The 25,148-nt window shown below is 65.0% G+C and carries 25 protein-coding genes and 1 tRNA gene; 11 read left to right on the top strand and 15 right to left on the bottom strand.

Translation table 11 applies throughout. The annotated features are described in order from the left end of the window. Positions 1-62: 62 nt before the first annotated feature. Genes ACT17R_RS12325 through ACT17R_RS12315 form a run of 3 tightly spaced genes read right to left on the bottom strand, consistent with a single transcriptional unit; the run spans position 63 to position 3,528 of the window. Positions 63-1,091, bottom strand: coding sequence for a copper resistance protein B (locus ACT17R_RS12325; RefSeq protein ID WP_263588411.1), 1,029 nt, complete (start codon positions 1,089-1,091; stop codon positions 63-65). Continuing rightward, positions 1,088-2,791 (bottom strand): copper resistance system multicopper oxidase, encoded by a 1,704-nt coding sequence (locus tag ACT17R_RS12320; protein ID WP_263588412.1) that lies wholly within the window; start codon positions 2,789-2,791, stop codon positions 1,088-1,090. Before ACT17R_RS12320 ends, ACT17R_RS12325 begins: the two co-directional genes overlap by 4 nt. After that, positions 2,788-3,528 (bottom strand): glutaredoxin family protein, encoded by a 741-nt coding sequence (locus tag ACT17R_RS12315; protein ID WP_263588413.1) that lies wholly within the window; start codon positions 3,526-3,528, stop codon positions 2,788-2,790. The genes ACT17R_RS12320 and ACT17R_RS12315 overlap by 4 nt, the downstream gene beginning before the upstream one ends. A gap of 41 nt (positions 3,529-3,569) precedes the next feature. Here ACT17R_RS12315 and ACT17R_RS12310 point away from each other — a divergent pair, with 41 nt between their 5' ends. After that, entirely contained in the window at positions 3,570-3,971 is a 402-nt protein-coding gene (locus ACT17R_RS12310) for a MerR family DNA-binding protein (RefSeq protein WP_003044661.1), read from the top strand. A gap of 118 nt (positions 3,972-4,089) precedes the next feature. Here ACT17R_RS12310 and ychF read toward each other — a convergent pair whose 3' ends face one another. The 9 genes from ychF to ACT17R_RS12265 all read right to left on the bottom strand — a co-directional run bounded on the left by ychF (position 4,090) and on the right by ACT17R_RS12265 (position 10,286). Further along, a complete protein-coding gene (gene ychF / locus ACT17R_RS12305; RefSeq protein WP_003044658.1) occupies positions 4,090-5,187 on the bottom strand; it encodes a redox-regulated ATPase YchF in 1,098 nt (365 codons plus the stop codon). Between the two features lie 12 nt (positions 5,188-5,199). Next, entirely contained in the window at positions 5,200-5,610 is a 411-nt protein-coding gene (locus ACT17R_RS12300) for a GNAT family acetyltransferase (protein ID WP_234180128.1), read from the bottom strand. Further along, positions 5,607-6,176 (bottom strand): aminoacyl-tRNA hydrolase, encoded by a 570-nt coding sequence (gene pth, locus ACT17R_RS12295; RefSeq protein ID WP_234180129.1) that lies wholly within the window; start codon positions 6,174-6,176, stop codon positions 5,607-5,609. The genes ACT17R_RS12300 and pth overlap by 4 nt, the downstream gene beginning before the upstream one ends. A gap of 66 nt (positions 6,177-6,242) precedes the next feature. Next, the gene (locus tag ACT17R_RS12290; RefSeq protein ID WP_003044652.1) at positions 6,243-6,872 is read right to left on the bottom strand and encodes a 50S ribosomal protein L25/general stress protein Ctc; all 630 of its coding nucleotides are present in this window, start codon (positions 6,870-6,872) and stop codon (positions 6,243-6,245) included. 171 nt (positions 6,873-7,043) lie between these two features. Continuing rightward, positions 7,044-7,886, bottom strand: coding sequence for a TraB/GumN family protein (locus ACT17R_RS12285; protein WP_234180131.1), 843 nt, complete (start codon positions 7,884-7,886; stop codon positions 7,044-7,046). Positions 7,887-7,942: 56 nt separating this feature from the next. Further along, on the bottom strand, positions 7,943-8,878 hold the full coding sequence (locus ACT17R_RS12280) for a TraB/GumN family protein (RefSeq protein WP_234180133.1): 936 nt from the start codon (positions 8,876-8,878) through the stop codon (positions 7,943-7,945). 50 nt (positions 8,879-8,928) lie between these two features. Beyond that, positions 8,929-9,549 carry a hypothetical protein gene (locus ACT17R_RS12275; RefSeq protein ID WP_444809522.1) on the bottom strand — a complete coding sequence of 207 codons (621 nt, stop codon included), beginning with the start codon at positions 9,547-9,549 and terminating at the stop codon, positions 8,929-8,931. Next, on the bottom strand, positions 9,546-9,752 hold the full coding sequence (locus ACT17R_RS12270) for a helix-turn-helix transcriptional regulator (RefSeq protein WP_062766601.1): 207 nt from the start codon (positions 9,750-9,752) through the stop codon (positions 9,546-9,548). The genes ACT17R_RS12275 and ACT17R_RS12270 overlap by 4 nt, the downstream gene beginning before the upstream one ends. Positions 9,753-9,953: 201 nt before the next feature. Then, complete coding sequence (locus ACT17R_RS12265; protein ID WP_234180137.1) at positions 9,954-10,286, bottom strand: UrcA family protein; 333 nt, start codon at positions 10,284-10,286, stop codon at positions 9,954-9,956. 272 nt (positions 10,287-10,558) lie between these two features. Here ACT17R_RS12265 and ACT17R_RS12260 point away from each other — a divergent pair, with 272 nt between their 5' ends. The 10 genes from ACT17R_RS12260 (at position 10,559) to ACT17R_RS12215 (ending at position 22,152) form a co-directional block, all read left to right on the top strand. Next, positions 10,559-11,440 (top strand): glycine--tRNA ligase subunit alpha, encoded by an 882-nt coding sequence (locus ACT17R_RS12260; RefSeq protein ID WP_234180357.1) that lies wholly within the window; start codon positions 10,559-10,561, stop codon positions 11,438-11,440. After that, on the top strand, positions 11,437-13,611 hold the full coding sequence (gene glyS / locus ACT17R_RS12255; RefSeq protein WP_444809521.1) for a glycine--tRNA ligase subunit beta: 2,175 nt from the start codon (positions 11,437-11,439) through the stop codon (positions 13,609-13,611). Before ACT17R_RS12260 ends, glyS begins: the two co-directional genes overlap by 4 nt. Before the next feature lie 112 nt (positions 13,612-13,723). Continuing rightward, entirely contained in the window at positions 13,724-16,384 is a 2,661-nt protein-coding gene (ppdK, locus tag ACT17R_RS12250; protein WP_263588418.1) for a pyruvate, phosphate dikinase, read from the top strand. 4 nt (positions 16,385-16,388) lie between these two features. Next, positions 16,389-16,964, top strand: a complete 576-nt coding sequence (locus ACT17R_RS12245; protein ID WP_234180143.1) for a DUF1214 domain-containing protein — start codon at positions 16,389-16,391, stop codon at positions 16,962-16,964. Between the two features lies 1 nt (position 16,965). Next, positions 16,966-17,493 carry a DUF1254 domain-containing protein gene (locus ACT17R_RS12240; RefSeq protein WP_444809520.1) on the top strand — a complete coding sequence of 176 codons (528 nt, stop codon included), beginning with the start codon at positions 16,966-16,968 and terminating at the stop codon, positions 17,491-17,493. A 44-nt stretch (positions 17,494-17,537) separates the two neighbouring features. Further along, positions 17,538-17,614 (top strand) — tRNA-Arg (locus ACT17R_RS12235). Positions 17,615-17,741: 127 nt separating this feature from the next. Then, positions 17,742-18,713: a glucokinase gene (locus ACT17R_RS12230; RefSeq protein ID WP_234180147.1), complete on the top strand. Its 972-nt coding sequence runs from the start codon at positions 17,742-17,744 to the stop codon at positions 18,711-18,713. A gap of 45 nt (positions 18,714-18,758) precedes the next feature. Then, positions 18,759-19,499 carry a gamma-glutamyl-gamma-aminobutyrate hydrolase family protein gene (locus tag ACT17R_RS12225; RefSeq protein WP_234180149.1) on the top strand — a complete coding sequence of 247 codons (741 nt, stop codon included), beginning with the start codon at positions 18,759-18,761 and terminating at the stop codon, positions 19,497-19,499. A gap of 203 nt (positions 19,500-19,702) precedes the next feature. Further along, entirely contained in the window at positions 19,703-21,076 is a 1,374-nt protein-coding gene (locus tag ACT17R_RS12220; RefSeq protein WP_444809519.1) for an aspartate aminotransferase family protein, read from the top strand. Between the two features lie 140 nt (positions 21,077-21,216). Then, complete coding sequence (locus ACT17R_RS12215; protein WP_234180153.1) at positions 21,217-22,152, top strand: DUF808 domain-containing protein; 936 nt, start codon at positions 21,217-21,219, stop codon at positions 22,150-22,152. A gap of 95 nt (positions 22,153-22,247) precedes the next feature. Here ACT17R_RS12215 and ACT17R_RS12210 read toward each other — a convergent pair whose 3' ends face one another. The 3 genes from ACT17R_RS12210 to ACT17R_RS12200 are packed head-to-tail and all read right to left on the bottom strand — an operon-like array spanning position 22,248 to position 25,131. Then, entirely contained in the window at positions 22,248-23,378 is a 1,131-nt protein-coding gene (locus ACT17R_RS12210) for an ABC transporter ATP-binding protein (RefSeq protein ID WP_263588443.1), read from the bottom strand. A 2-nt stretch (positions 23,379-23,380) separates the two neighbouring features. Beyond that, the gene (locus tag ACT17R_RS12205) at positions 23,381-24,226 is read right to left on the bottom strand and encodes an ABC transporter permease (RefSeq protein ID WP_058813279.1); all 846 of its coding nucleotides are present in this window, start codon (positions 24,224-24,226) and stop codon (positions 23,381-23,383) included. Beyond that, on the bottom strand, positions 24,226-25,131 hold the full coding sequence (locus ACT17R_RS12200) for an ABC transporter permease (RefSeq protein ID WP_062766636.1): 906 nt from the start codon (positions 25,129-25,131) through the stop codon (positions 24,226-24,228). Before ACT17R_RS12200 ends, ACT17R_RS12205 begins: the two co-directional genes overlap by 1 nt. Positions 25,132-25,148 lie beyond the last annotated feature (17 nt).

Below are 25,148 nucleotides of genomic sequence, written 5' to 3'. Positions count from 1 at the left end.
AAACGAATCGTGCTCCCCAGATAGACTAGTCATGCGTCACATCAATGATCTTGGCAGCGGGATCAGAACCAGAAGCGGATCCCGGCAACGACGCTGGACCGCGACGGGTCGTTGCCGACGGCGCGCGCGAACTGCGCAGAGCGGCCGATCTTGCCTTCCCAGACATAGCCCAGATAGGGCGCGAATTCGCGGGCAATCTCATAGCGCAGGCGCAGGCCCAGTTCGGCACTCGACAGCCCGGCGCCAATGCCCTGTTCGCGCACGTCCTGAAGCGCGAAGTTCATCTCCGCCGTCGGCTGCAGGATCAGGCGCTGGGTGATGCGCTGGTCGTAGCTGCCTTCGATGCGGGTGGTGACATCGCCCTTGTCCGACAGGAACAGCGCCGCTTCGACGTCGAACCAATAGGGGGCGAGTCCTTCGACGCCGACAACCGCGTAAGTGGGCGAGGGGCCGGGGCCGACATCCTGACGCAGCCCGGTCTGGAGATCGAAATAGGGGCCGATGGCGCGGCTCCACAATAGCTGCCCCTCGCCGCGGTCGAACGCGCCGCCGAAGGCGCCTTCGCCCTCGCTTTTGATGACGAGCTTGTCGATGTCCCCCCCGAAGCGGGCTTCGCCGTCCCAGCTATAGGTGGTTTCGCCGGAGCCGACGCGGACTTCGGCTTGATCGAGCATGACCTTGGAAATGCTGCCGCCGCCATGCTCGGCGTAGAGCCGGGCGCGGACCGGTGCCATCGCGTCGGCGCCGAAGATCGCATCGGCGGCATCGACGCGCGGCGCGGGCGGCGGCGGCGCGTTGTCGACGGGCGGCGAGGGGGGTGGGGCTGTCGTGGGCTCGTCTGGCATGCAGTGCCCCATCGCGGCGTGTTCGGGCGGGCAGGCGGGGGACGGGGGCGGCGCAGGGATTGTGCAATGGCCCATCGCCGCATGCTCGGGCGAGCAAGGCGGCGATGGGGGCGGCGGCGGAGGTTCCGCCTTCGGCATCGTGCAATGGCCCATGGCGGCATGTTCGGCGGTACAGCCGGGCGCGGGGGCGGGATGCGCCATCGCGTCGGGTTGCGCGGCCAGCAGGAGAAGGGCGATCGGAATCATGCCACATCCTCCGCCGCGCGCACCGTCACGACCTGCATCATCCCGGCGTGCATGTGATAGAGGAGGTGACAGTGAAAGGCCCAGTCGCCCGGCGCATCGGCGGTCAGGTCGAAGGTTACCTTGCCGCCTGGCTGGACATTCACCGTATGCTTGCGCGGGGCATGGTCGCCCTTGCCCGTGACCAGTTCGAAGAAATGACCGTGCAGATGGATGGGGTGCGTCATCATCGTGTCATTGACCAGCGTCACGCGCACGCGCTCGCCCAGCGTGAAGGGAATGGGGGCGGTGACCTCGTTCATCTTCACCCCGTCGAACGCCCACATATAGCGTTCCATATTGCCGGTCAGATGGATCTGCATCTGACGCGACGGCACGCGGGTATCGGGGTTACGATCAAGCGCGACGAGATCGCGATAGGTCAGCGCGTCCGCGACATCCTCCAGCCCCTGTCCGGGCTCGCCGGTGCGATCGACCGGCATCGGCGAGATCGACTGGACGGTGGGCGTGTCCTTGACGGTCGGCGCGCTTTTCATGTCGCGCATGCTGTGCCGCATCGGTTCGCCCGGCGCGGTCATCCCATGCCCCATCGCGCCATGATCCATACCCATATCGCCCATACCCATATCGCGCATCGTCGCGAGCGGGCGGGCGCGCAGCGGCGGAACCGGCGCGGTCATGCCGGGGCGCGGCGCGAGCGTTGCGCGCGCCATACCCGATCGGTCGCTGTTCTCGGCGATGATGCTGTAGGCGCGGTCTCCCGGCTCGACGATCACGTCATAGGTTTCGGCGACCCCGATCTGAAATTCGCCCACTTTCACGGGACGGACGTTCAGGCCGTCGGCTTGCACCACGGTCATCGCAAGATCGGGCACGCGGATGTTGAAGGTCGTCATCGCCGATGCGTTGATGACCCGCAGCCGGACGCGTTCGCCCGCAGCGAACAACCCGGTCCAATTGTCGGCGGGGCCGTGGCCGTTGACGAGATAGGTATAGGCCGCCGCGGTCACGTCGCTGATGTCGGTCGGGTCCATCCGCATCGCGCCCCAGGCGACACGGTCGTTCAGCGGCTGGTCGCGGCCCGCGATCAACCCCGCAAGCGTCTGCTTGTTGTGGTTGAAATAGCCGCCCATCTGCTTGAGCTTTTTGAAGATCGCGTGCGGGTGCAGCGCGCTGTGGTCGGACAGGACGATCACATGCTCGCGGTCATAGGCGACGGGATCGGGCTCGGCGGGGTCGATGACGATCGGGCCGTAATGGCCCATCTGTTCCTGCAGCCCCGAATGGCTGTGATACCAATAGGTCCCCGACTGCCGCACCGGAAATTCATAAGTAAACGTCGCGCCCGGCGCGATCCCGGGAAAGCTGATGCCCGGCACGCCGTCCATATGAAAGGGCAGGATCAGCCCATGCCAGTGGATCGAACTATCCTCGTCGGGCAGGGCGTTGGTGACGTGCAGCCGCGCCGTGGTGCCTTCCTTCAGCCGCACCAGCGGGCCCGGGATCGTCCCGTTTATGCCGATCGCATGGCTGGTCTTGCCGTCGGCGGTCAGCATCCGGTGTGCGATGGTCAGGCGGATATCGGCGCCGCCGACCGTCGGCAGCCCCGACGCGATCGGTTGCGCCCAGGCTGGCAGCCACGGGACAAGCGCCGCCGCTCCGCCTGCCGCCAGCAGCGAGCGCCGGTCGATCGCGCCGCTCATGCGATGGCTCCGCGCAGCATCCAGAGCGCCATCGCGATCATCATCAGATTTTCGGTCAGCGACACGAAGCCCAGCGGAACCTTACTGCTGCCGCCGACGCAGGCGCATTTGATGTCGCGGCGGTCGATATAGACCGCCTTGAAGACCGACACTGCGCCGATGATGGCGATGAACAGCGCGACCGGGATCGACAGCCAGGGGAGGGCGTGCGCGGTCATCAGAACCCCGGCCAGCCCCTCGGCAAAGGGGTAGACATACGAATAGGGAACCCAGCGCCGCGCGAGCAGGTCATAATTGAGGAACATCGTCGAGAAGCTCTCGACGTCCTGCAGCTTGAGCAGCGCCAGAACGATCATGCTGAACGAAATGAACCATTCGGCGGCGCGCAGGGTGAAGGGGCTGCCGTAGGCGGCGAAGCTCGCGGCGAGCGCCATCAGCGCGGTCATCGCGAACAGTGCGATCACGGGCGTATAGCTCGTCGCTCCCGGATCGCGGACGGCAAGGCCGAAATGGCGGCGCAGATCGTCATAGCCGCCGATCCGGCGGCCATCGATAAAGGTCTGCGGCGTCGTCTTGACGCCATGTTCGGCCTTGAACGCGTCGGTTTGCGCGCGCGTCTCCAGCCAATGATCGTCGACGGTGAAGCCCTTTCGTTCGAGGAGATGCTTCGCTTTCAGGCCATAGGGACAGATATGCTGTGGCATGACCATGCGGTAGAGGGTTGCTGTCTGTGTCATGCCGCCTGTATAACCTCCGTACCATGGTACGGAGTCAAGCGATGCAGCTTTCGATCGGAAAACTGGCGGAAGCGGGCGGCGTCGGGGTCGAAACGGTCCGTTATTATCAGCGCCGCGGGTTGATGACGACGCCCGCGCGCAGTGGCGGCGAGGGGTGGGGCGCCGGCATCCGTCGCTATGATGCCGACGATGTCCGCCGGCTGAAATTCATCCGGTCGGCACAAGGGTCGGGCTTCACGCTCGAGGAAATCGCCGAGCTGCTGGAGCTTGAACAGAGCGACGATCGTGCGCGGGTCCGCAGCCTCGCCCGCCAGCGCATCGCCGCGCTCGACGCCAAGATTGCCCAGATGAGTGAAACCCGCGCCGCGCTCGCGCGGTTGGCGGACCAGTGCGCCGCGACCGACAAGGGTCCTTGCCCGATACTGGCGGCTTTCGAGCCCTGACGTCATCGCGCGGAGCGCAGCGACGACGCAATCGCCCGCTGTCGTCCGTACGCAGGGTCGATGGCTGGAGATTGCCTCGCTTAGCCCGCAATGACGAAGTTTCAGGGCGCAGCGCGGCCTAGCTGTGCAGGAAGTGCATGACGTCACCGTCGTGCACGACATAGGCCTTGCCTTCGGCGCGCAGCTTGCCGGCTTCGCGCGCCTTGGCTTCACCGCCCAGCGCGACATAATCGTCATAGGCGATGGTTTCGGCGCGAATGAAGCCCTTCTGGAAATCGCTGTGGATTTCGCCCGCCGCCTCCGGCGCGGTCGCGCCGGTATGGACGGTCCAGGCGCGCGCTTCCTTCGGGCCGACGGTGAAGAAGGTCAGCAGGTGGAGCAGCTCATATCCCGCGCGGATCACGCGCGCGAGGCCCGTTTCGTGCAGCCCCATTTCCTCGAGGAACATCATGCGTTCTTCGCCGTCCATGCCGACGAGTTCGCTTTCGATCGCTGCCGAGACGATCACCGCCTGAGCGCCCTCGGCCTTGGCGCGCGCGAAAACGGCTTCGCTGTGCGCGTTGCCGGTCGCGGCATTCGCTTCTTCGACATTGCAGACATAGAGGACGGGCTTGCTGGTCAGCAGCTGCGCCTGCCGGAGGATGCGCTCTTCATCGGCATCCTTCGGATCGGTCAGACGCGCGGGCTTGCCGTCGCGCAGCAGATCGAGCGCCTGGCCGAGCACCGATGCTGCGGCCTTGGCTTCCTTGTCGCCCTGCGCGGCCTTTTTCGCGAAAGCGGGAACACGCTTTTCCAGGCTTTCGAGGTCGGAAAGCAGCAGTTCGGTCTCGACCGTCTCGGCGTCGGCGACCGGGTCGACCTTGTTCTCGACATGCTGGATGTCGTCATCCTCGAAACAGCGCAGGACGTGGATGATCGCGTCGACTTCGCGGATGTTGCCGAGGAACTGGTTGCCGAGTCCTTCGCCCTTCGACGCGCCGCGCACGAGGCCGGCGATATCGACGAAGGCGAGCTGCGTCGGGATGATCTTCTGACTGCCCGCGATCGCCGCGAGCTTGTCGAGCCGCGCGTCGGGCACCGCGACATTGCCGATATTCGGTTCGATCGTGCAGAAGGGATAATTCGCCGCCTGCGCCGCCTGCGTCTCGGTCAGCGCGTTGAACAGCGTCGACTTGCCGACGTTCGGCAGCCCGACGATCCCGCATTTGAAACCCATTTTCCTACCCTTTTAATCAAGCCGGCGGGCAAAGACCCGCACCGGCTGCAAATCCCAGTCGAGGCGCTCATAGAGCCCCGCGGCGGGATTTCCATCCCGAACCATCAATTCCACCTTCGGACAGCCCCGCGCCCGCAGCCAGTCGCAGCCGGCATCGAGCAGACCGCGCGCGATCCCGCTGCCGCGCCGGTCGGGCTGGACGCCCAGATAATAGACCCAGCCGCGGTGGCCGTCGAAGCCGACCATGATCGTGCCGACGATCGCGCGTCCGGCTTCGGCGAGCAGGATCGTCGCGGCGTCGTGGCCGAGCGCGCGATCGAAGTCGGCGTCCGGGTCGTTCCAGGGCCGGGTGAGGTCGCAGCTTTGCCACAGGGCGACCGCGGCGTCGCGATCGGCGGGCGTCGCGGCGCGGATCAGCGTCATGGTTGCAGCCGCAGCGCCAGATCGTTCTGGAACCGCACGTCGTCGCCCTCGGCAAGCCAGCTCGCTTCGGCGGCGATCGCGCCAAGCAGGTCGGTCAGCGGTTCGATCTCGGTCTTGTGGTAATTGCCGAGGACATGGCCCGTCACGCGGTCCTTGTGCCCCGGATGACCGATGCCGATGCGGACGCGGCGGAAATCGTCGCCGATATGCTGGATCATGCTGCGGATGCCGTTATGTCCGGCCGCGCCGCCGCCCTGTTTGACCTTCACCTTCATCGGCGCAAGGTCGAGTTCGTCGTAGAAGGCGGTCACGTCCTGCGGCGCGAGCTTGTAGAAATCCATCGCGGCGCGCACGCTGCGACCGCTTTCGTTCATGAAGGTGCCGGGCTTGAGCAGCAGAATGCGGGTTCGGCCGATGCGGCCGTCCTGCAGCCAGCCCTGAAATTTCTTGGCGGGCGGCGCGAATTGATGAATGTCGGCGATTACGTCGATCGCCATGAAGCCGACATTATGCCGGTTCATCGCATATTGAGGCCCGGGATTGCCGAGGCCGACCCAGAGCTGCATTGCGGTGCCTTTCCCGGGTCCGATGGAAACGCCCCTCCCGCCGGGGAGGGGCGCATCCGGTAAGCGTTAGGCTTCGCCTTCGGCGGCTTCGCCTTCGTCCTTCGTCGTGTCGCCGTCGCTCGACTTGAGCGCCGACGGAGCGACGATGGTCGCAATCGTGAAGTCGCGATCGCTGATCGCGCTCTCGACACCCTTGGGCAGAGCGACGTTGCTGATGTGGATCGAATCGCCGACGTCGAAGCCGGTGACGTCGATGCTGATTTCGTCGGGGATCTTGTCCGCTTCGCAGACGAGTTCCAGCTCGTGACGAACGATGTTCAGCACGCCGCCGCGCTTCAGGCCGGGCGAGGCTTCTTCGTTGGCGAACACCACCGGCACTTCGACATGGACCTTGGCGTCCTTCGAGATGCGCAGGAAGTCCGCATGGATCGGGCGATCCTTGACGGGATGAAAGGCGACGTCCTTGGGCAAGGTGCGGACGGTCTTGCCGCCCACTTCGATCATCACGACCGAGTTCATGAAGTGACCCGTCATCAGCTGCTTCATCAGCAGCTTTTCTTCGACGTGGATCATCAGGGGTTCTTCGTTGCCGCCATAGACGACGGCGGGGACGCGGCCATTGCGACGCAGGTCACGCGAGGCTCCCTTGCCTGCACGTTCGCGCGTCTCGGCCGTCAGCGTCAGCTGATCGCTCATATCATTTCTCCGAGAAACAGTTGCACATATCCGTCACGCCTCCAGGGATGACCATGGCGGAAGCGGGGGCGCATAGCCGGGAACCGGCGGAAAGGCAAGCGCGATGCGGGAAAAGGGGATCGGGTCGGCGAAAAGGCGAATGTCGGTATCGCATCCCGTCTTGCCGCCCGGCTATTGCATCCTCACCACCCGGTATCCGGCCGCTTCCAGATCGGCGGGAACGCCGTCAGCGCCCACCAGATGTCCCGCACCGACCGCGATCAGCACCGTGCCGGGTTTCGCCATGCGCTGCTCCACCCACTTGGTCCAGCGCCGGTTGCGATCGGTGATGATCGCGGCGCGCGCGGCCGGGACCGCGTCGACGTCCTCGTTCACCACCTTTTCGAGTGCGGCGACGTCGCCGCGCGCCCAGGCGGCGTTCATCGCCTTCACGTCGGCGACGCCGCTTGCCGAATTGGCGAGCGCGCGCGTCAGCAGGCGGCGCTGCGTTGCGGCGTCGAGCGTTTCGAACAGCGTCAACTGCCCCCGCGCCGTCTCCAGCCCGCCGATCGGCTTTCCGGCGTCGGAAAAGCGCTGCGTCAGCCGGGCTTCGACGCCATTTTCGGGCGACAAATCGGCCTGCTGCGCGACACGCTGGCCCATCAGCACCAGGATTGCCCAGTCGTCGAGCGCATCGCCGCCGAAACCGCTGCCCGCGCCTTCTATCTTGCGATAGGCGGCAAGCGCCGCCGGATCGAGCCGGCGCTCCATCGCCAGCGGCGTGCTGCGCGGTGCGAGTTCGCGGAACACCGCGCCTGCAGCCGCGAGTTGATCGGGCGCCAGTTCGAGGACCAATTCGTCGGCCGCCGCAATCGCCGCGCCGACCTTCCCGCCGTCCCAGCGCGTGCCGGCGGGAAGCGCGTGCATCGAGCCGAGCAGGAAGATGCGCGTGTCGGCGTCTTCGACCAGCCACATCGCCGGATGCGCTTCGGTAACTGGCGTCGCAGCTTTGCAGGCGAGCAGCAGCAACGGCAAAAGGGCCGCCGCGGCGCGGCGACCCCAGGACCGAAAGGCAAGGGCGCCCCGCTGCCTCACTGGATGCGCGTCACCTTCAACCCGCGCTCCTTGAGATAATCCTGCACGCTCTTTGCTCCCGCCAGATGGCCCGCGCCGACTGCGACGAAAACCGTGCCCGGCTGCGCCATGCGCGCCTCGATCTGTTCGGCCCAGCGCGCGTTGCGAGCCCACAGCAACGTCTTGGCGACGTCGGGCGTTTCGGCAAGCCCCTCGTTCATCGTTTCGGCGAGCGCAGCCGGATCGCCGGCCCCCCATTGCCCGACCATCGTGTCGAGCTGCGGCCCCAGCTTGTCGAGATCGTTGACCATGACGTTGAGGAAGGCGATCTGGCTGGACATGGGCAGGGCATCGAAAAAGCCGAGCTGTTCGCTGAGCGTTTCGAACCCGGAGATCGGCTTGGCGGCCGCCTTTGCCGCATTGCTCAACTGCTTTTCGGCGCCCTCTTCGGGGTTGTAGCCCATTTTGGTCAGCGGCAGCACCGACAGGGTGATCCCCGCAAACCACGGCTTGAAGCCGTCGAAGCTGGCGGGCGGCAGGCCCAGGCTGGTCATCGCCGCCTGATAGGCCGCAAGCGCTTCCGGATCGAGCCGCGACGAAAGCGCCGTTCCGCTCTGGTCCAATGCCAGCGCCATGGTTTCCTTCGCCACCTCATTCTGATCTTCGGGCAGCACGAGTTCGAGTTTGAGTTCGTCCGATTTGTCGAACGCGTCTTTCACGGCGCCGTCGAACCAGCTCAATCCGGGCTTCAGCACATGCACGGTGCCGAACAGATAGACGGTGGTGTCGTCGTCCTTCACTGCCCACAGCGCGGGTTTGATCGCGGTCGTCGTTGCCGCGGCGGGCGCGGTGGCATCCTGCGCCGCGGCGCTATTGTGTCCCGGCACGACCGCGCATTGGGCGAGGGGAATGATCGCGCAGCTGAGCGCCAGTTTGCGGAAGAAGGAGGTCATCGGGCCTGCTTTCGTTTCAAAAAGGGGAGGGGCAAGAGGTTCGCTGATAATCAGCGATATTTGAACCAGAGATAGACGATCAGGTTGACGGCGAGCGTCAGGACAAAGAGCGCCATGGCATCGACCGGCGGCGCGAGGCTCGCTCGGGCGGCGACCCACCACACGGGGCAGGCGATCACAAAGGCATGGAAGCCGGCGACGCTTCCCAGATAATAGGCGTGGCGTTCATGATCGTCGACTGCGCGGAAATAGAATAGGCTGGCGACGCTCATCCCGACAACCCAGATCGCCGAGACGATGATCGCGGTTGCAGGGGTCAAGGGCGCATTGCTCGCCAGATCGCCCGACCCCTGCGCAACCTGGAGCGTCAGCGCAACCCCCGCGCCAAGGCTCATCGACGCGACCATCGTCACCCAATAGAGGCGCTTGCGCGGCGACCAGCCGGCCCAGGCTTCGCGGTTCAGGCGGATATAGAGCGCCATGCCGGCCAGTGCGAGGACGAGCGCCGCCACCGGGCCCGCCCATATCGGCAACGGCTGGCCGCCGGTTTCGGCCAGGCCGTCGCTATAACCGGCGAAAGCGCCAGCAACGGCTCCGGCTATCATGATGATGGCAACCGGCCACAGATAACCGGGACCGGCGCGGCGTTCCTTCGGCATGTTCGTCATCATTCCTGTCCTGCAAAGCCGTCGTCGAAAATGTCTTCGATCGGCATTTCGAATAGTCGGGCCAGCTTGAAAGCGAGCGGTAAAGACGGGTCGTATTTCCCTGTCTCGATTGCATTTACTGCCTGCCGCGACACGTCGAGCCGGTCGGCCAGTTCGGCTTGGCTCCAATTGCGCATTGCGCGGAGGACTTTCAGTTTGTTGTTCATCGGCGCCTCGCCAATAGGATCCCTTCGGGCCTGCATATAGTCACAATCGCTATCCTTTTGTCAGCCGATCGAAACGCGATGCTTGGCCGCCGGGATTTTCGGGATCAAGAGGCTGGAGCGCCGCCGCGTCGGCCGCGCTCCAGCTCAAGTCGCCTGCCGACACCGGGGAGCATCGACGCGGACGAAGCCCGAAGGAGGGGATCAGCGGCCGGGCTTGATCATCAGCAGCGCCAGCTGGGTACCGCCGTCGGCGCGGGCAATGGCGCGTTCAATCTGCGGCTTTGCGGCGGCGAGGGCAGTCGCCATGCAGGCATTTTCCGAATTGCGCGCGGCAAGACCGCGAGCCGAGGTAGCGCAAATCTGGCGGGCAGCGCTGTGAACGCGCGATTCCAGCCGCTCGCGCCCCTTGGCGCTCGTCAGCTTGAGGTCGTGGATGCGGACGGTGGCGGTGGGCGCTTCATCGGCGGTCGCGGCGAGCGCGGGCGTGCCGACCAGAGCGAGCGAGAGGGCGAGGATGATGGTGCGAGCGATCATAATGGGTCTCCTTGGATCATGTCCTGGTCACGTCAACCTGTCTTCATGTCAGGTATGCATGACTATATGTCGCAATTCGCTGACCATGTCAACAAAACATGACAAAAAGTTTTGTGACCGTGACAGGGCGCGCGATTTGATCGTCGACCAAATGGTACCGAGCCTTGACCCTGCGCGCCCGCTGCGCCAAGGGCGGCGGCGATTGTTGCACCTGCGAAAGATGTGGACTCGTGGCCGATACGGCAGAAAAGAAACCACTCAGCTTTCAGGACATGATCCTGACGCTTCACGATTATTGGAGCGCGCGGGGCTGTGCGATCCTGCAGCCTTATGACATGCGGGTGGGCGCGGGGACGTTTCACCCGGCGACGACGCTGCGCAGTCTGGGGCCGGAGCCGTGGAATGTCGCCTATGTCCAGCCGAGCCGCCGGCCTACCGATGGCCGCTATGGCGAGAACCCGAACCGCCTTCAGCATTATTATCAATATCAGGTGATCCTGAAACCGTCGCCCGCCGACCTGCAGGAGCAATATCTCGGCAGCCTTGCGGCGATCGGCATCGATCCGCTGCTCCACGACATCCGTTTCGTCGAGGATGACTGGGAATCGCCGACGCTTGGCGCATGGGGGCTGGGCTGGGAAGTCTGGTGCGACGGGATGGAAGTCACCCAGTTCACCTATTTTCAGCAGATGGGCGGCTTCGACTGTAAACCGGTTGCGGGCGAGCTGACCTACGGGCTCGAACGCCTCGCCATGTATATCCAGAATGTCGACAATGTGTACGACCTGCGCTTCTCCGACCCCGTCGGCGACGTGCCGGGTTTGAGCTATGGCGACGTCTTCCTCGAAAACGAGCGCCAATTCTCGAAATGGAATTTCGAGGTTGCCGATACCGATACGCTGTTCGCGGGCTTCAAGGCGGCCGAAGACGAATGCAAGCGTGCGATCGCGGCGAATGTTCCGCTCGCCGCCTATGACCAGGCGATCGAGGCGAGCCATTTGTTCAACCTCTTGCAAGCGCGCGGCGTGATCAGCGTGCAGGAACGCGCCAACTATATGGCGCGCGTCCGCGATCTTGCGAAGGGAAGCTGCAAGGCGTGGATCGATAGTCAGTCGGAACGATGGACCGAAAAATATCCGGGGTGGACGCTGTGACCGATTTTCTTCTCGAACTGCGCAGCGAGGAAATCCCGGCGCGGATGCAGGCGGGTGCGCGCGCCGAGCTGGAAAAGCTGTTCCGCGCGCAGATGGCGGCAGCGGGCATCGATGTCGGCGATCTGACCATCTGGTCGACCCCGCGCCGCCTTGCGCTGATCGCCAGGGGGCTTCCGCAAGCGACCGCTGCGGTCAGCGAGGAGCTCAAGGGCCCGCGCAGCAGCGCGCCGCCGCAGGCGCTCGAAGGCTTTTTGCGCAAGACCGGGCTGACGCAGGATCAGCTCGAAGACCGCGACGGCGTGTGGTTCGCCGTCATCGACAAGCCCGGCCGTGCGACGACCGAAGTGCTCGCCGAGGCGATCCCCGCGATCGTTCGCGGCTTTGCCTGGCCCAAGTCGATGCGCTGGGGGAAGGAAAGCGCGAGCAGCGAAAGCCTGCGCTGGGTCCGCCCGCTGTCTGGGATCGTCGCGATCTTCGGCGACGAGCTTGTGCCGTGCGAGATAGGCGGGATCGCCAGCGGTTTCGTGACGCGCGGCCACCGCTTTCATTGCCCCGGCGAAATCACCATCGGCTCGGCGGCGGATTATGCCGAAAAGCTGCGCGCGTGCCACGTCATCGTCGACCATGAGGAGCGGCAGGCGATCGTTCGCGAAGGTGCTGCGAAAGCCGCGGCCGACGCCGGGCTGAGCCTTGTCGAGGACGAGGCGCTGGTGATCGAGAATGCCGGCCTCACCGAATGGCCGGTGCCGCTGCTCGGCCGCTTCGACGAAGCGTTCCTGGAGGTGCCGCCCGAGGTCATTCAGCTGACCGCGCGCGTGAACCAGAAATATTTCGTCGTGAACGGCGCCGACGGCAAGCTTGCCAACGGCTTCGTCTGCACCGCGAATATCGACGCCAAGGACGGCGGCGCGGAGATCGTTGCGGGCAATCGTAAGGTACTGGCGGCGCGGCTTTCGGACGCGCGCTTCTTCTGGGAACAGGACCAGAAAAAGACGCTCGCGCAGCACGCCGAGAAGCTGGCGAACATCACCTTCCACGAAAAGCTCGGCACGGTTGCCGACAAGGTAGAACGCGTCGCGAAGCTGGCGCGCTGGCTGGTCGAGGAAGGAATCGTCGCCCCCGCGAAGGCGGGAGCCGCTGTAGGTAATGCGCCAAACGCAACGGCCCCCGCCTCCGCGGGGGCGACGGGGGAGTTGGCCGACCAGGCTGAACTTGCCGCGCGGCTGGCGAAGGCCGACCTCGTCACCGAAATGGTCGGCGAATTCCCCGAATTGCAGGGCCTGATGGGCGGCTATTACGCCCGCGCCCAAGGCCTGCCCGACGCGGTCGCCGACGCAATTCGCGATCATTACAAGCCGGTCGGGCAGGGTGACGACGTGCCGACCGCGCCGGTGACGGTGGCTGTGGCGCTGGCAGACAAGCTGGATACGATTTCTGCCTTCTTTGCGATCAGCGAAAAACCCACCGGATCAAAGGATCCTTTTGCCCTTCGCCGCTCGGCACTCGGTACTATCTCGCTAATCTTAGCGAACGGAATCCGGGTGCGACTGAGCCACCTAGTTGGGCAGGCCGCAGTGGGCTTGTCGGCAATCGCTGCCGTAAAGCAGCTGCTTGATGCTGCGGGCGAGTATAATGGCAAGCCAATCGATGCCCGGGAGGCCGGTGTTGGCGTTATTGATTTCTTCGCCGACCGCCTCAAGGTCCAGCAACGCGAAGCCGGCGTCCGCCACGACCTGATCGACGCGGTGTTCGCGCTTGGCGGCGAGGACGATCTCGTCCGCCTGCTCGCTCGCGTGAAAGCGCTCCAAGCCTTCATGGCGACCGAAGACGGCAGCAACCTGCTCGCGGGTTACAAGCGTGCGGCGAATATCCTGAAGCAGGCGGGCGAGGTGAGGGGTACCGCCGCCACGACGCCGCCGACCGAAGCCGACGCGGCATTGCTCGCCGCGCTCGACGTGGCCGAGCCCGCGGCGTCCGCTGCGGTCGCTGACGAACGCTTTACCGACGCTATGGCGGCGCTCGCCAGCCTGCGCGCGCCGATCGACGCCTTTTTCGACGGCGTGATGATCAACGATCCCGATGAAGCGGTGCGCGCCTATCGGCTCGGCCTGCTCGCGCGATTTACCGGCGCGGTGCATGGCGTTGCCGATTTCTCGAAGATCGAGGGCTGACGCGCCAGCTATCCGCCAGAGCTTATAACGAACGAAGTAAAACTGAATCGACCAACCGCGATTGCATACCTATCCAGCCGCGACCTCCTCCCCGGGGCAGCAGGAGTAAGACATGACGAAGATGGTGCATTTGTTCGGCGGCGCGGCCACGACGGCCGAGCGTTCGAAGGAATTGCTGGGCGGCAAGGGATCGAATCTTGCCGAAATGGCGTCGATCGGCCTGCCGGTCCCGCCGGGCTTTACGATCACCACCGACGTCTGCACCGCCTATTACGCCAATGGCGAAGCGTTTCCCGACGGGCTGACCGCCGACGTCGAAAGCGGCATCGCGCATATCGAGGGGATCACCGGCAAGCGTTTCGGCGACGCGGCGAACCCGCTGCTCGTTTCGGTCCGGTCGGGCGCGCGCGTGTCGATGCCGGGGATGATGGACACCGTCCTCAACCTCGGGCTCAACGATGCGACCGTCGCGGGGCTTTCCGAAGCCTCGGGCGACCCGCGTTTCGCGTGGGACAGCTATCGCCGCTTCATCCAGATGTACGCCGACGTCGTCATGGGCCTGGACCATGCCGAGTTCGAGGAAGCGCTGGAAATCGCCAAGGAAGACAAGGGCTTTTTCCTCGACACGGAGATGTCGGCTGAAGACTGGCAGGCGCTGGTCAAGGAATATCAGGCGATCGTCGAGCGCGAGACCGGCGCACCCTTTCCGCAGGAACCGAAGGACCAGCTGTGGGGCGCGATCGGCGCCGTCTTTGCGAGCTGGGAAAGCGACCGGGCGAAAGTCTATCGCCGCCTGAACAGCATTCCCGGCGAATGGGGCACCGCGGTCAATGTGCAGGCAATGGTGTTCGGCAATATGGGCGACACCTCGGCGACCGGTGTGGCGTTCACGCGCGACCCCGCGACGGGCGAGCGCGCCTGGTACGGCGAATGGCTGATCAACGCGCAGGGAGAGGACGTCGTCGCCGGCATCCGCACCCCGCAGTATCTGACGAAAATCGCGCGCGAAAAGGCGGGGGCCAAGCCGCTGTCGATGGAAGAGGCGATGCCCGAAACCTTCGGGGAACTGGGCCGCGTCTTCGACACGCTCGAAACCCATTACCGCGACATGCAGGATATCGAATTCACCGTCGAACGCGGAACGCTGTGGATGCTGCAGACGCGCAGCGGCAAGCGCACGGCCAAGGCGGCGCTGCGCATCGCGGTCGAAATGGCGGCCGAAGGGCTGATTTCCGAAGAGGAAGCGGTCGGCCGTGTCGATCCTGGCGCGCTCGACCAACTGCTCCACCCGACGCTCGATCCCAAGGCGCCGCGCGACGTTCTGACCAAGGGGCTGCCCGCCAGCCCCGGCGCCGCGTCGGGCAAGATCATGTTCGACGCCGACAGCGCCGAAAAGGCCGCTGGCATGGGCGAGGCGGTGATCCTCGTCCGCGTCGAGACGTCGCCTGAGGATATCCACGGCATGCACGCCGCCAAGGGCATCCTGACCGCGCGCGGCGGGATGACGAGCCACGCGGCGGTGGTTGCGCGCGGCATGGGGCGCCCCTGCGTCTCGGGCGCCGGCGGGCTGGCGATCGACGGCAATGCGCGCGTGCTGCGCGTCGCGGGGCGCGAGCTTCGCGAAGGCGATGTCATCACGCTCGACGGGTCGACCGGCGAAGTGATGGCGGGCGAGGTTCCGACGCTCCAGCCCGAGCTGGTCGGCGATTTCGGCACGCTGATGGGCTGGGCCGACAAGGTGCGCCGCATGAAGGTGCGCACCAACGCCGAAACCCCCGCCGACGCGCAGGTCGCGCGCGATTTCGGCGCCGAGGGTATCGGACTTTGCCGCACCGAGCATATGTTCTTCGACGCCGCGCGGATCACCGCGGTGCGCGAGATGATCCTGGCCGACAGCGAGGACGGCCGCCGCGCCGCGCTCGCCAAGCTGCTGCCCGAACAGCGCGGCGACTTTGCCGCAATCTTCGGCGTGATGGCGGGGCTGCCGGTCACGATCCGGCTGCTCGACCCGCCGCTGCACGAATTCCTGCCGACGCGCGAGGAGGATTTTGCCGATGTCGCCGCCGCGGCAGGGGTGGGGGTCGAGGCGCTGAAGGCGCGGGCGAACGAACTCCATGAATTCAATCCGATGCTCGGCCACCGCGGTTGCCGCCTTGGCGTCACTTACCCCGAAATCTACGAGATGCAGGCGCGCGCGATCTTCGAGGCGGCGTGCGACGTCGCCGCCGAAACCGGCGCGGCGCCGATCCCCGAGGTGATGATCCCGCTGGTCGCGACGCGCCGCGAATTCGATCTGATGAAGGCGGTCGTTGACGCGCAGGCAAAGGCGGTGTTCGCCGAAAAGGGGCGCGAGATCGCCTATCTTGTCGGCACGATGATCGAGCTGCCGCGCGCCGCGCTGATGGCGGGCGAAATCGCGGAAACGGCCGAATTCTTCAGCTTCGGCACCAATGACCTGACCCAGACGACGATCGGTATCAGCCGCGACGACGCCAGCCGCTTCCTGACGCAATATGTCGACAAGGGCATCTTCCTGACCGATCCGTTCGTCAGCCTTGACGTCGAAGGCGTCGGACAGCTGATCGAGATCGCCGCCAAGCGCGGCCGTGGTGCCCGCGCGGGGATCAAGATGGGCATTTGCGGCGAGCATGGCGGTGATGCACCGAGCATCCACTTCTGCGAACAGACCAGGCTCGACTATGTCAGCGCCTCGCCCTACCGTGTGCCCATCGCACGTCTGGCAGCGGCACAGGCGGCGCTGAAGAGGGGATAACGCCATGAAGAGCTGGCACCGCTATGCGATCACCCTGGTGGGCGGGATAGCGGTGGGGCTTGGCGGCGCCTGGGGTCTGACCCGTGGCGGGCTCGGCGATGGCGCGATCCGCAACGGCCCGTGGACGACCTCGCTCGGCTATGGGACGAAGGCGACCGATCCGCTGACGCGCGCGATGGTCGCGCGGTCGGGGCTGCTCGCGCTGCCGGCAAAGGAGACGCTCTACTGGATGGCGCGCACCGACGCCTCGGGCGCGCGGCTTGACGGCAATTGCCGCTACCGTCTGTCGGGAAAGCCGCTCGATGCGCGCTGGTGGAGCGTGACCGTTTATGATGCCAAAGGCTATCTGGTCGCCAATCCCGCGAATATCTGGTCGGTCAATGGCGCCAGTGTCCCGCTCGACGACAAGGGCGAATGGCACGTCACCATAGCGCCCGACCGGTCCGCCGATGGCGCTTGGCTTCCCGGGATCAAGGGGCAGCCGTTCGACCTGACGCTGCGCATGTACAACCCGGGCGCGGACTTCCGCGCCGCGCCATCGGCGGCCGCGCTGCCCGCGATCGTCAAGGAGGGGTGCTGACATGCGCCGCTGGATCGGACCGCTCGCTTTTGGCCTGATCGCCGCGCTCGCGGTCGGCTATGCGGCCATCGCCGCCATCCCCTATGGCATGATGAAGATCGCGATGAACCGGCTTGGCCGCGGCGGCATCAACCAGATGTCGCAGGGACCGCTCGCGACGCCCGCGCGCCAGCCTGTCGTGCGGCCGAGCCCCGATCTTGCCTATTCCAGCTGTCCGTTCGACCTTGCGGCGGGGCCGCTCGAGATTATGGTCGTGCCGGTCCCTGGGCGCTATTCTTCGCTCAGCATCTTCGATGCCGCGACCGACGTCGCCTACGTGCGCAATGACGTCGAAGCGGGCGGAAAACCCTATCGAATCATCGTCGCGCGCGACGGGCAGGCGGTGCCGCCGGGCGCCGAGGTGGTGCGCGTCGGCCACGATCGCGGGATTGCGCTGATTCGCCTGCTGCTGAAGGATCCTGCGGAAATCGGTTCGCTCGACGCAATTCGCCGTCAATCGACCTGCCGAACCGTCACAAAGTCGAAATAGGGGGTTGCACGCCCCGCCGACTGCTCCTAAAGGCACCGCTCCACGCACCCGTAGCTCAGCTGGATAGAGCATCAGACTACGAATCTGAGGGTCGGACGTTCGAATCGTTCCGGGTGCGCCATTTCCCTTCGGCATCGAAATTCAGGCTTCGCGGGCGCGACCGTGCATAGCTATGCCCTGTTGCATCGCTGCCGGGCCTGCGACATTCCGGACGCGATCCGGCCATGATGGACCGGCAAGGGAGAGTCATGAGCGAAGCCATCGTCACGGTCGATATCGGCGGCACGCACGCACGTTTCGCGATCGCCGAGGTGGCGGCCGGCCGCGTTGTCTCGCTCGGGCCCGAGACGACGCTGCATACAAAAGACCACGCCAGCTTTCAGACCGCCTGGCAGGATTTCGAGCGGCAGCAGGGCGGTGCGCTCCCGCGCGCCGTCGCCATTGCGATCGCGGGGCCGACGCGCGGCGAGATCATTCGCTTCACCAACAATCCCTGGATCATTCGCCCGGCGCTGATCGGCGAGAAGCTGAATGTCGACCGCTATACGCTGGTCAATGATTTCGAGGCGGTCGGCCATGCGGTCGCGCAGGCCGATGCGGGGTATTTCGAGCGGCTGACAGGTCCTGACGAGCCGCTTCCCGCAATGGGAACGGTCAGCGTTATCGGCCCCGGGACCGGGCTTGGCGTTGCGCATGTATGGCGCGACGGGACCGACTATCGCGTCCAGGCGACCGAAGGCGGACATGTCGATTTCGCGCCGCTCGACAGCATCGAGGACGCCATCCTCGCGCGGCTGCGCAAACGCCATCGCCGCGTGTCGGTAGAGCGTATCGTATCCGGTCCTGGCATCGTCGATATTTATGAAACGCTGGCGGCGATCGAAGGGCGACCGATTGCGCCGCTCGACGACAGGACGATATGGGGCCGGGCGATAGGCGGCGAGGATGCGCTGGCGGCTGCGGCCGCGGATCGCTTCTGCCTCTCGCTCGGCAGCGTTGCAGGCGACCTTGCGCTTGCGCAGGGCGCCAGCGGCGTCGTGATCGCGGGGGGGCTTGGCTTGCGTATCCGCGACCAGCTCGTCCGGTCGGGTTTCCCCGAACGCTTCGTCGCCAAGGGGCGGTTCGAGAATTTCATGGCGGCGATCCCGGTCAAATTGATCACCCACCCGCAGCCCGGCCTTTTCGGCGCCGCCGCAGCATTCGCGCGCCAGCATCGCTGAAAAAATCCGCTGGCGCGAGGACGCAAAACGCGGCAGCAAGGGGGCATGTCCGCGCGCCCCGTCCTCGGTATTATCGCCTGCAACCGCACCGTCGGGACAGAGGTCGCGCAAACGGTGATCAACCGCTATGCGACCGCCGCGATGCGCTACGCAGATTGCGCGGCGCTCATCATCCCGTCGCTTCCCGATCATATGCAAGCGCGCGAGATCGTCGGGCGGCTCGACGGCGTGCTGCTCACCGGAACGCCGTCGAATGTCGCGCCGGCGCTCTATGGCGATCCGGCGGAAGGCGAGGGGCCGTTCGATCCCGATCGCGACCGGATGATGATCGAGCTTGTCGAAGCGACGATCACCACACAGCGCCCGCTCTTCGGCATCTGCCGCGGTTTTCAGGAGATCAACGTGGCGCTGGGCGGAACGCTGCGCCGCGATACGTCGGCGAGCGACGAACTGCTGCACCATCACGCGCCCGACGATGCCGCTTTCGACGCGATGTTCGATCATCGGCACAAGGTCGATCTCGTCGAAGGCGGCCTGCTTGCGTCGGCCTATGCCGCGCCCTCGCTCGAGGTCAATTCGGTTCATTATCAAGGCATCGGTGCGCTCGCCGACAGCCTGGCGGTCGAGGCGCGCGCGCCTGACGGGCTGGTCGAGGCCTATAGCGCGCGGCCGAACGGCGCGCCGCTGCTCGCGGTGCAATGGCACCCCGAATGGGCGACCGACGGCAATGATCAGAGCCAGACCTATTTCCACCTTCTCGGCCGCGCGCTAAGAGGCGAACTATGAACCGCCGCGTCACCCGATATGATCGCTATCTCGCGCGGATCAGCTTTTCGCCCTGATTGGAGAACTCCCCTCCCGCTGGCGGGAGGGGCGGGGGTGGGGTGAGCCACAGGCGAACGTCCATCCTCTCGTCCTTCGGAGCGCGCTTGCGCGTGCACACCCTCAACCCCTCCCGCCTGCGGGAGGGGAGTTTCAGGATCAGAAACATGCCCCGTAATCACGACATCGCCGAACTGCGCCGTCTCGACGTCGCGCACCATCTTCCCGCGCAGGCCGACTGGGCCGAAATCGAAAAACTCGGCGGCAGCCGCATCATCACCCATGCCGAAGGCTGCACGATCGTCGATGGCGACGGCCACCGTATCCTCGATGGCATGGCGGGCCTCTGGTGCGTCAATGTCGGCTATGGCCGCGAGGAACTGGTCGAGGCTGCGGCAGCGCAGATGCGCGAACTGCCTTTCTATAATACCTTTTTCAAGACCGCGACGCCGCCGACGGTGACGCTCGCGGCGAAGATCGCCGAGCTCACCGGCGGGCGCCTGCCGCACATCTTTTTCAACGCCTCGGGCAGCGAGGCGAACGACACGGTGTTCCGCATGGTGCGCCATTATTGGAAGCTGAAGGGCGAGCCCAAACGGACCGTCTTCATCAGCCGCTGGAATGCCTATCACGGTTCGACCGTCGCGGGCGTATCGCTCGGCGGGATGAAGGCCATGCACGCGCAGGGCGACCTGCCGATCCCCGGTGTCGAACATGTCCGCCAGCCCTATTTCTACGGCGAAGGGCAGGGGATGACCGAGGAGGAATTCTGCGATGCCTGCGTGGCTGCGATCGAGGACAAGATCTTGGAAGTCGGTCCCGAAAATTGCGCCGCCTTCATCGGCGAGCCGATTCAGGGCGCCGGCGGGGTCATCATCCCGCCCAAGGGCTATTGGCCGAAGGTCGAGGCGGTGGTGCGCAAATATGGACTGCTGCTCGTGGCCGACGAAGTCATCTGCGGCTTCGGGCGCACCGGGAAGATGTGGGGGCATGAAACGATGGGTTTCACGCCCGACCTGATGCCGATGGCGAAGGGGCTTTCGTCGGGCTACCTTCCGATCTCGGCGACCGCGGTGGCGAGCCATGTCGTCGACGTGCTCAAGACCGGCGGCGATTTCGTCCACGGCTTTACCTATTCGGGCCATCCGGTCGCTGCGGCGGTCGCGCTCAAGAATATCGAGATCATCGAACGCGAAGGGCTGGTCGAACGCACCGGCAGCGTGACGGGTCCGCATCTGGCGAAAGCGCTTGCGCCGCTGGACGATCATCCGCTCGTCGGTGAAACGCGCTCGATCGGCCTCCTTGGTGCGGTCGAGATCGTCGCTGACAAGGAGACGCGCGCGCGGTTCGGCGGTGCCGAAGGGACCGCCGGCCCGATGGCGCGCGACGCGTGCATCGCGAACGGGCTGATGGTGCGCGGTATCCGCGACAGCCTGGTCATGTGCCCGCCGCTGGTCATCACCACCGAACAGATCGACGAGATGGTGACGATCATCCGCAAATCGCTCGACGAGGTGATGCCGAAGCTGCGGGCGCTCTAGCGATTTCTTGCCATTCCCGTTCGTGCTGAGCTTGTCGAAGCACTGTTTTCTTCTCTAGACGTGAAGAGAAGAACGGTCCTTCGACACGCTCAGGACGAGCGGGTTGAGGGCATATATATCCAGTAAAAGGATCGACCCCCATGCCATCCGGCCTTTTTGCGCTGCTCGATGACGTTGCCACGATCGCCAAGGTTGCTGCGGCGAGCATAGACGACGTCGGCGCCGCGGCGTCGAAGGCCGGCGCCAAGGCCGCGGGGGTGGTGGTCGACGATACCGCGGTGACGCCGCGTTACGTCACCGGCTTCACGCCCGATCGCGAATTGCCGATCATCTGGCGGATCACCAAGGGATCGCTGTTCAACAAGCTGGTGCTGATCTTGCCGGCGCTGCTGCTGCTGTCGACGTTCCTGCCCTGGGCGATCACGCCGCTGTTGATGATGGGCGGCGCCTATCTCTGCTTTGAGGGTGCGGAGAAGGTCATCCACGCACTGCAGAAGGACAAGACGAGCCTTGCCGAGGACGCCGAGATCGTGGCCGACAAGGATCATGAAGAGACGATGGTGAAGGGGGCGGTGCGCACCGATCTCATCCTGTCGGCCGAAATCATGGTGATCGCGCTCAACGAAGTGCTGGACGAACATCTCGTGATGCGCGGCGCCACGCTTGCGCTGGTTGCGGTGCTGATTACCATCGCGGTCTATGGCGTGGTCGGGTTGATCGTGAAAATGGACGACATCGGCCTGCATATGGCCAAGCGCGGATCGGCGGCGCGGCAGGCGATCGGGCGCGCGCTGGTTAACCTCATGCCCAGTCTGCTGGCGGCGCTCGCGACGATCGGCACGGCCGCCATGTTGTGGGTCGGCGGGCAGATCGTGCTGCACGGCCTGCACGAATATCATATCGGCGGCATCGCCGAAGCGCTCGAATCGCTGGCTCATTCGGTCGCGGGCGGACTTCCGCTCGAAGGGCTTTGGACGTGGCTCATCAAGGCGACCGGCGACGGTATCTTCGGATTGCTGCTCGGCAGCGTGATCGTCGGAGTGCTGCACTTCGTGCCGGGCAAGAGGGCCCATTGATTTCGTCATCCCGGACTTGATCCGGGATCCACCGCGGCGCCGGAAGTCATGGACCCCGGATCAAGTCCGGGGTGACAATGGTGCAAGGGTTGCCGTCAGCCCAGCAAAACCACCGGACTGTCGGCGCGCCAGTGCATGCTGACCTTGTCGTCCCAGGTGAAATCCTCCTGGTCGTGGCGCGACAGATTGGGGCGCGACACGCGTAGCCGCGCGCCCGATTCGAGTTCGATGTCGTAAAGGGTGATATCGCCGAGATAGCTCATGCCCTTGATCGTGCCGCGCGCGAAATTATGCCCCTCGGGGGCGTCCTGCGCCGCGGCGCGCACCGCTTTGCCTTCGCCCGGAACGTGCAGATAGATCTTCTCGGGCCGCAGCGCGACCCAGACGTCGGCGCCATGCGGGCCGGTCACGCCATGATTCAGATAGACGCGCCCCAATCCGGGGCAGTCGACCGCGGCGCGATCGGGTTCGTCGAGCGTCAGCTTGCCTTCGAAGATGTTCACCGAACCGACGAAATCGGCGACGAAGCGATTGGCGGGATATTCGTACAGGTCCGAAGGCCCGGCGAGCTGCGCCACGTCGCCCTTGTTGATCACCGCGATGCGGCTCGCCATCGACAGCGCTTCGTCCTGGTCGTGCGTCACGGTGACGAAGGTGATGCCGACCTGATCCTGAAGATCGGCGAGCTCGAACTGCATCTGCGCGCGCAATTTGGCGTCGAGCGCGGACAGCGGTTCGTCGAGAAGCAGCACCTTCGGCCGCATGATGAGGCTGCGCGCCAGCGCGACGCGCTGCCGCTGGCCGCCCGACATCTGGTCGGGCATCCTGTCTTCGAAGCCGCCGAGCTTTACCAGCTCGAGCGCTTCGGCAACGCGGTCCTTGACCTCGCCGCCGCGCACGCCAGCGATCTTGAGGCCGTAGGCGACATTGTCGGCGACGCTCATGTGCGGAAAGACGGCATAGCTCTGGAACACCATGTTCACCGGCCGCTTGTTCGGCGGGATACCGGCCATGTCCTGCCCGTCGATCAGGATATGGCCTTCGGTCGGCAATTCGAAGCCGGCGATCATGCGCAACAGCGTCGTCTTGCCGCAGCCCGACGGGCCGAGCAGCACGAAGAATTCGCCCGCCATGATGTCGAGGCTGACGTTATCGACCGCAGTCACCTTGCCGAAGCGTTTGGAGATATTCTGGATCTGGATGATCGGCTTGGGCGCGTCGGTCATGGTCAGTGGGTTTCCGCAATGGCTTTGACGCCCTGAAGTTTCAGCGCGACGGCGGTGAGCAGGATGGTGAGGAGGATGAGCAGCGTCGATGCCGCGTTGACTTCGGGCGTCACCGAGAAGCGGACCATCGAATAGACCTTTACCGGGAAGGTGATCGTGTCGGGGCCGCTGGTGAAATAGGTGATGACGAAATCGTCGAGGCTGAGCGTGAAGGACAGCAGCGCGCCCGCGATCAGCGCCGGGCGCATGTGCGGGATCAGCACATCGCGGAACACCGCCCATTCGCCGGCGCCGAGATCCTTTGCTGCTTCCTCCTGCTCGCGGTTGAAGGTGGCGAGGCGCGATCGCACCACCATCGTCACGAACGGAAAGCAGAAGGTGATGTGGGCAATGATGATCGCGCCGAGATTGAAGGGCCAGATCAGGTCGGTCGGCCATTCGAGCCATTTGGCGAAAAAGATCAGGAAGGCGACGCCCATGCATATTTCGGGAACGATGATCGGCAGCGAAATCGTTCCGTCCACCGCGCCCTTCAACGGGAAGCGGAAACGCCAGAGCATCACCGCCGCGACGGCGCCGAGGATCAGGCTGATAAGCGTCGCGAGCGCCGCGATGGTGAGCGAGTTGACGAGCGCTTCGACCAGCACGTCGTTGCCGAGGGCCTTGTCATAATATTTGAAGGTGAAGCCGCGCCAGACGACGTTGCGCTTGCTGTCGTTGAAGCTGAAGATCATCAGCACGACCAGCGGCGCGTAGAGAAAGACCATGACCGCGCCGACCCACAGCCGCATCCATAAGGTGCGGCTATATTCGAGCGGCGCGCGCGGGGTGCGGGAAAAGATCGCCATCAGCGCGCCTCCGGCACCTTGCGCCGCATCGATTGCAGCGCGATCAGGATGAACATCGCATAGATGAGGATGAAAGAGAGCGCAGCGCCGAACGGCCAGTCGTTCGCCTTCTTGAACTGCCGTTCGATAACGTTTGCGATCATCTGGCTGTCGGTCCCGCCCATCAGGTCCGGCGTGAGATAGGCGCCGAGCGCGGGGATCAGCGTGATCATCACGCCGGCGACGATACCCGGCGCGGCGAGCGGCACGACGATGCGCATGATCGTGCGGAAATGCCCGGCGCCAAGGTCGAGGCTTGCCTCGATCAGGCTGCGGTCGAGCCGGTCAAGCGCGGCGTAGAGCGGCAGCACCATGAAGGGCAGATGGACATAGACCAGCCCGAAGACGACCGCGAAATTGTTGAAGAGCAGTTGCACCGGCTCCCATGTCGGAAGCGGCTGCATCCCGACGAGCGTCTTGAGCCAGCTCGCACCGTCCCACAGCGCGCCGAGCCCCTTGTTGGCAAAGCCCTGGGTGCCGAGTAGCATCATCAGTGCGTAGGTGCGGATCAGCAAATTGGTCCAGAAGGGCAGCATGATGCCGAGCAGCAGCCATGGCCGCCATTTCTCGCTTGCGAAGGTGATCGCCATCGCCACGGGAAAGCCGACGATCAGGCAGATCAGCGTAACGAGCGCCGCAACCGCGAAGCTTTTGCCGAAGATCGACAGATAGAGAAATTCGGTCGCGCGCTTGTAATTTTCGAGCGTTCCCGAAAATTCGATCTCGGTCAGGCCGCGGTTCTCGCCGAAGCTGTAGAACCAGACGATCGCCATCGGGATGACGAAGAACAGGAGGGTCCACAGCAGGGTCGGAACCGACACCGCCGCGAAGACCCGCTTGTTCGCTTTCCAGTCCTGCTCGGCCATCCCCCCGATGCCCCTTT

This window comes from Sphingopyxis sp. Q841 (assembly GCF_052384365.1).
GTDB lineage: Bacteria > Pseudomonadota > Alphaproteobacteria > Sphingomonadales > Sphingomonadaceae > Sphingopyxis > Sphingopyxis terrae_A.
The sequence above is the reverse complement of the archived record's forward strand: the minus strand, read 5'-3'. Positions and strand labels throughout refer to the sequence as shown.

Excerpts from the sequence above, each read along its gene's own strand:
- ACT17R_RS12325 (WP_263588411.1), bottom strand. The coding sequence starts at position 1,091 with ATGATTCCGATCGCCCTTCTCCTGCTGGCCGCGCAACCCGACGCGATG.
- ACT17R_RS12320 (WP_263588412.1), bottom strand. The coding sequence starts at position 2,791 with ATGAGCGGCGCGATCGACCGGCGCTCGCTGCTGGCGGCAGGCGGAGCG.
- ACT17R_RS12315 (WP_263588413.1), bottom strand. The coding sequence starts at position 3,528 with ATGACACAGACAGCAACCCTCTACCGCATGGTCATGCCACAGCATATC.
- ACT17R_RS12310 (WP_003044661.1), top strand. The coding sequence starts at position 3,570 with ATGCAGCTTTCGATCGGAAAACTGGCGGAAGCGGGCGGCGTCGGGGTC.
- ychF (WP_003044658.1), bottom strand. The coding sequence starts at position 5,187 with ATGGGTTTCAAATGCGGGATCGTCGGGCTGCCGAACGTCGGCAAGTCG.
- ACT17R_RS12300 (WP_234180128.1), bottom strand. The coding sequence starts at position 5,610 with ATGACGCTGATCCGCGCCGCGACGCCCGCCGATCGCGACGCCGCGGTC.
- pth (WP_234180129.1), bottom strand. The coding sequence starts at position 6,176 with ATGCAGCTCTGGGTCGGCCTCGGCAATCCCGGGCCTCAATATGCGATG.
- ACT17R_RS12290 (WP_003044652.1), bottom strand. The coding sequence starts at position 6,872 with ATGAGCGATCAGCTGACGCTGACGGCCGAGACGCGCGAACGTGCAGGC.
- ACT17R_RS12280 (WP_234180133.1), bottom strand. The coding sequence starts at position 8,878 with ATGACCTCCTTCTTCCGCAAACTGGCGCTCAGCTGCGCGATCATTCCC.
- ACT17R_RS12275 (WP_444809522.1), bottom strand. The coding sequence starts at position 9,549 with ATGATGACGAACATGCCGAAGGAACGCCGCGCCGGTCCCGGTTATCTG.
- ACT17R_RS12270 (WP_062766601.1), bottom strand. The coding sequence starts at position 9,752 with ATGAACAACAAACTGAAAGTCCTCCGCGCAATGCGCAATTGGAGCCAA.
- ACT17R_RS12265 (WP_234180137.1), bottom strand. The coding sequence starts at position 10,286 with ATGATCGCTCGCACCATCATCCTCGCCCTCTCGCTCGCTCTGGTCGGC.
- ACT17R_RS12260 (WP_234180357.1), top strand. The coding sequence starts at position 10,559 with ATGATCCTGACGCTTCACGATTATTGGAGCGCGCGGGGCTGTGCGATC.
- ppdK (WP_263588418.1), top strand. The coding sequence starts at position 13,724 with ATGACGAAGATGGTGCATTTGTTCGGCGGCGCGGCCACGACGGCCGAG.
- ACT17R_RS12245 (WP_234180143.1), top strand. The coding sequence starts at position 16,389 with ATGAAGAGCTGGCACCGCTATGCGATCACCCTGGTGGGCGGGATAGCG.
- ACT17R_RS12240 (WP_444809520.1), top strand. The coding sequence starts at position 16,966 with ATGCGCCGCTGGATCGGACCGCTCGCTTTTGGCCTGATCGCCGCGCTC.
- ACT17R_RS12230 (WP_234180147.1), top strand. The coding sequence starts at position 17,742 with ATGAGCGAAGCCATCGTCACGGTCGATATCGGCGGCACGCACGCACGT.
- ACT17R_RS12225 (WP_234180149.1), top strand. The coding sequence starts at position 18,759 with ATGTCCGCGCGCCCCGTCCTCGGTATTATCGCCTGCAACCGCACCGTC.
- ACT17R_RS12220 (WP_444809519.1), top strand. The coding sequence starts at position 19,703 with ATGCCCCGTAATCACGACATCGCCGAACTGCGCCGTCTCGACGTCGCG.
- ACT17R_RS12215 (WP_234180153.1), top strand. The coding sequence starts at position 21,217 with ATGCCATCCGGCCTTTTTGCGCTGCTCGATGACGTTGCCACGATCGCC.
- ACT17R_RS12210 (WP_263588443.1), bottom strand. The coding sequence starts at position 23,378 with ATGACCGACGCGCCCAAGCCGATCATCCAGATCCAGAATATCTCCAAA.
- ACT17R_RS12205 (WP_058813279.1), bottom strand. The coding sequence starts at position 24,226 with ATGGCGATCTTTTCCCGCACCCCGCGCGCGCCGCTCGAATATAGCCGC.
- ACT17R_RS12200 (WP_062766636.1), bottom strand. The coding sequence starts at position 25,131 with ATGGCCGAGCAGGACTGGAAAGCGAACAAGCGGGTCTTCGCGGCGGTG.